The sequence below is a fragment of the Vibrio sp. M260118 genome, assembly GCF_036533755.1.
In the GTDB taxonomy this organism is placed as follows: Bacteria; Pseudomonadota; Gammaproteobacteria; order Enterobacterales; family Vibrionaceae; genus Vibrio.
The window spans coordinates 1-3,310 of the sequence record NZ_JATABG010000374.1 but is presented as its reverse complement, the minus strand read 5'-3'; the positions used below and the strand labels follow the sequence as shown (position 1 = coordinate 3,310).

2 protein-coding genes are annotated in these 3,310 nt (G+C 45.9%); both read right to left on the bottom strand.

Annotated elements, in window-relative coordinates; translation table 11 throughout:
- Window positions 1–137: 137 nt before the first annotated feature.
- Window positions 138–2,429, bottom strand: coding sequence for an acyl-CoA dehydrogenase (locus tag QTO00_RS16945; RefSeq protein ID WP_331425829.1), 2,292 nt, complete (start codon window positions 2,427–2,429; stop codon window positions 138–140).
- 57 nt (window positions 2,430–2,486) lie between these two features.
- Complete coding sequence (locus QTO00_RS16940) at window positions 2,487–3,113, bottom strand: TetR/AcrR family transcriptional regulator (protein ID WP_331425828.1); 627 nt, start codon at window positions 3,111–3,113, stop codon at window positions 2,487–2,489.
- Between the last annotated feature and the right edge of the window lie 197 nt (window positions 3,114–3,310).

Sequence of the window (3,310 nt, the reverse complement as noted above, 5' to 3'; positions counted from 1 at the left end):
ATCTAAAGATCGCATCTAATTTCTGTAAAAATGTCGCCAAAATGTAAGTGGTTGGAGCACTTTCACGCTCAATAGCGATCTCCAACAAAAAAGAAAGACACCCGAGGGTGCCTTTCGTCATTACTACTGTGTGTCCGCTAAGCCGCATTATTGAGCTTAGCTTTGCCCTTTTTTGGGCGTCCATTGGTATGAATGTCTTTAAAGTCGTGGCTGAAGTGGTCAACTTGAACGGCTTTATAACGAAGTTTATCCGCCGCAATAATTTGATCGACCTCGTCTTGCGTTAAGACATCTGCTTCAAGTGCTTGCGCCAGCCTGTCAGACAGTAAACCTTTACGAGCAACCTTACCCTCTTTCGCCGCACGCATCAGCTTACGCTCTAAGCTCTTGATATCGTACATCGCAAGAAATGCCGTCTCCATTAGGCCAACGCTGTCGTTCTCATCTGCACCTACATAGCATAGGTTAGTTAAGCGCTCACGCTGTGCCCCCGGAGTCATCAGAGCTTCCGCAAGTTTCACCGTTAGATCATCACTTGGCTTAGCAAAGTGATTACCTAGTGGGAAGATGATCACTTTCAATAAGCGACCAACCGCTTTATGAGGATAATTGGCAAACGCTTCTTGAAGAGATTTCGCACCGTTATGCAAACAGTGCTGAACCGCATAGTGAACAAAATTAAGATCTTGCTGCTGACGACCTTCATCTTCGTACTTCTTAAGTGCTGCCGAAGCCATGTATAGGTATGCAAGTACATCACCTAGACGAGCAGAAATCATCTCTTTACGTTTCAGATCACCACCTAGCGTTGCCATCGCGATATCGGCACTGACTGCAAGTGCACGACTTAGACGAGTCATGTCTTTGTAGTATTTCTGAGTTGGACCACTCATCTCTGCCTTGATGAAACGAGAGCCAGTTAGAGCCGCACCAAATGCGCCGAAAGTATTACCCATTGCATGTTTAATGTGCTTGAACAGCAACTCATCAAACTCTTTCGCGCCTTGTTTCTCATCCGAATTCGCAGCTGCTTCCATCTCTTTGAGTACATAAGGGTGACAACGGGTCGCACCTTGACCAAAGATCATCAGGTTACGAGTTAGGATATTCGCCCCTTCAACAGTAATCGCAACTGGAATACCCAAGTAAGGCGATGCCAAGTAGTTCATTGGGCCATCTTGAATCGCGCGACCAGAGTGGATATCCATCGAGTCGTTAAGAAGCGTACGAGCCATTTCCGTCATGTGGTATTTAGCGATTGCTGTAACGATGCCCGGCTTCTCTTTAAGATCTAAAGATGTCGTGGTTAGCGTTCGGCTCGCTTCAAGCAAGTAAGTCAACCCGCCGATGCGACCGAGTGATTCAGCAACGCCTTCAAACTTACCAATCGACATACCAAACTGCTTACGCACATAAGCGTATGCACCTGTAGTACGTGAAGTTAAGTGGCCAACCGCGGTGCCCAATGCAGGAAGCGAGATACCGCGACCAGCAGACAGACACTCAACTAACATACGCCAGCCTTTACCTGCGTAATCTTGACCACCGATCAGCCAGTCCATCGGGATAAAGACGTCTTTACCAAATGTGGGGCCATTCATAAACGCAAGACCTAACGGGTCATGACGCTCACCAATTTCTACGCCTTTGTGGTCGGCTGGAATAAGGGCACAAGTGATGCCAAGCTCTTTTTTATCGCCCATTAAACCATCCGGATCGTACATCTTGAACGCTAGACCTAGCACTGTCGCCACAGGAGCAAGAGTAATGTAGCGTTTATTCCAGTTCAGACGAATACCCAGCACCTCTTTGCCTTCGTGCTTGCCATAACAAACAATACCTTCATCTGGGATACCACCCGCATCAGAACCCGCTTCTGGGCCAGTCAGTGCAAAACAGGGGATATCCGTACCATCAGCTAAGCGCGGTAACCAGTAATCTTTTTGCTCTTGTGTACCATAGTGAGAAAGCAACTCACCCGGGCCCAAAGAGTTTGGAACCATGACACACACCGCTGCACTGATACTACGAGTCGCGATGCGCGTTACGATGGTCGAGTTTGCGAGTGACGAAAACTCTCGACCGCCGTACTCTTTTGAAATGATCAAAGAGAAGAATCGCTCTTTACGTAAGTACTGCCAAACTTCAGGCGGCAAATCACGATCTTCTTTAACGATCTTATGATCATCTAACATGCTTAGCAGTGTCTCTAGCTCGTTATCCATAAACGACTGTTCTTCTGCCGATAAGGTTGGCTTAGGATACTGGTGCAACTTAGAAAAATCTGGTCGGCCTGAGAACAGCTCTCCGTCCCACCATACACTGCCTGCTTCCATTGCTTCCTTTTCGGTGCTAGATAGTGGTGGCAACACTTTCTTAAACATTTTGAAAGCTGGGTCGCTGACCCATTTTCTTCTTAGAGAGCCCATAATCAGATCCTTTTGTTCGTTATTGGTCTAATGTTGTTATTATTTGAATTTAAACTTCTATTCTGCAGCAACGCCTGCCGCTAAGAATGGAATCAGTTGATCAACGACAGACTTCGCATCCATCGCTTTTCCGTAATCATTTTCAGCAATTTCTAGCAACGCTTGACTTGATGCCATGGTGAAAACACACGTGCCTAGCGTAAAGTGCAAACGCCAAAACAGCTCTTCTTGAGTCAGTTTAGGGTTGGCTTTTTTCACTGAATCAGTAAACAGGCTCAGCGTGTCAGAGTAACGCGTGGTGATAAACCAGCGTAAATGGCCCTGCACATCGGTATAGCCGCGGCCAATCAACAACATGAATCGGCTTGTCCCGTTAGGTCTGACATTATTTAAGTTACGTAACGGGCTACGTAATGACTCAAATACGTCTGCCATATCATAGCTATCGCTAAGGTTGAGATTGATCAACGCATCCTGAACCGCTGGCATGAATGCTTCTAGGTATCGGTCAAGCACAGCTCTCACCAAAGTTTTCTTATCACCAAAGTGATAATTGACTGACGCAAGGTTAACGCCCGCCTTACTGGTTATGGTGCGAAGAGAGGTATCTTTGAAACCGTGCTCTGCGAACAAGGCTTCAGCGACATCAAGAATTTTCTCTTTGGTTGAGTTTCGGCTCGACATTTTAATCACTCGTATTAAACAACTGTTTGAAATATACAATCGAAACAGAAAAGCAACAAGCCATTAACATCACATTTTTCAGCATTGGTCCGACCAGGCTGTCAAGCCTAGGTTCTAACTGCATGAAACAAAGAAATTAAATCTTTTTTGAAAATAATTGGAACTGTTTGAGAAATGCCCGGTCTGATTAATTGTAG

Bases quoted from the DNA above. Each gene is read 5' to 3' on its own strand.
- QTO00_RS16940 (WP_331425828.1), bottom strand. From the start codon at position 3,113: ATGTCGAGCCGAAACTCAACCAAAGAGAAAATTCTTGATGTCGCTGAA.
- QTO00_RS16945 (WP_331425829.1), bottom strand. From the start codon at position 2,429: ATGGGCTCTCTAAGAAGAAAATGGGTCAGCGACCCAGCTTTCAAAATG.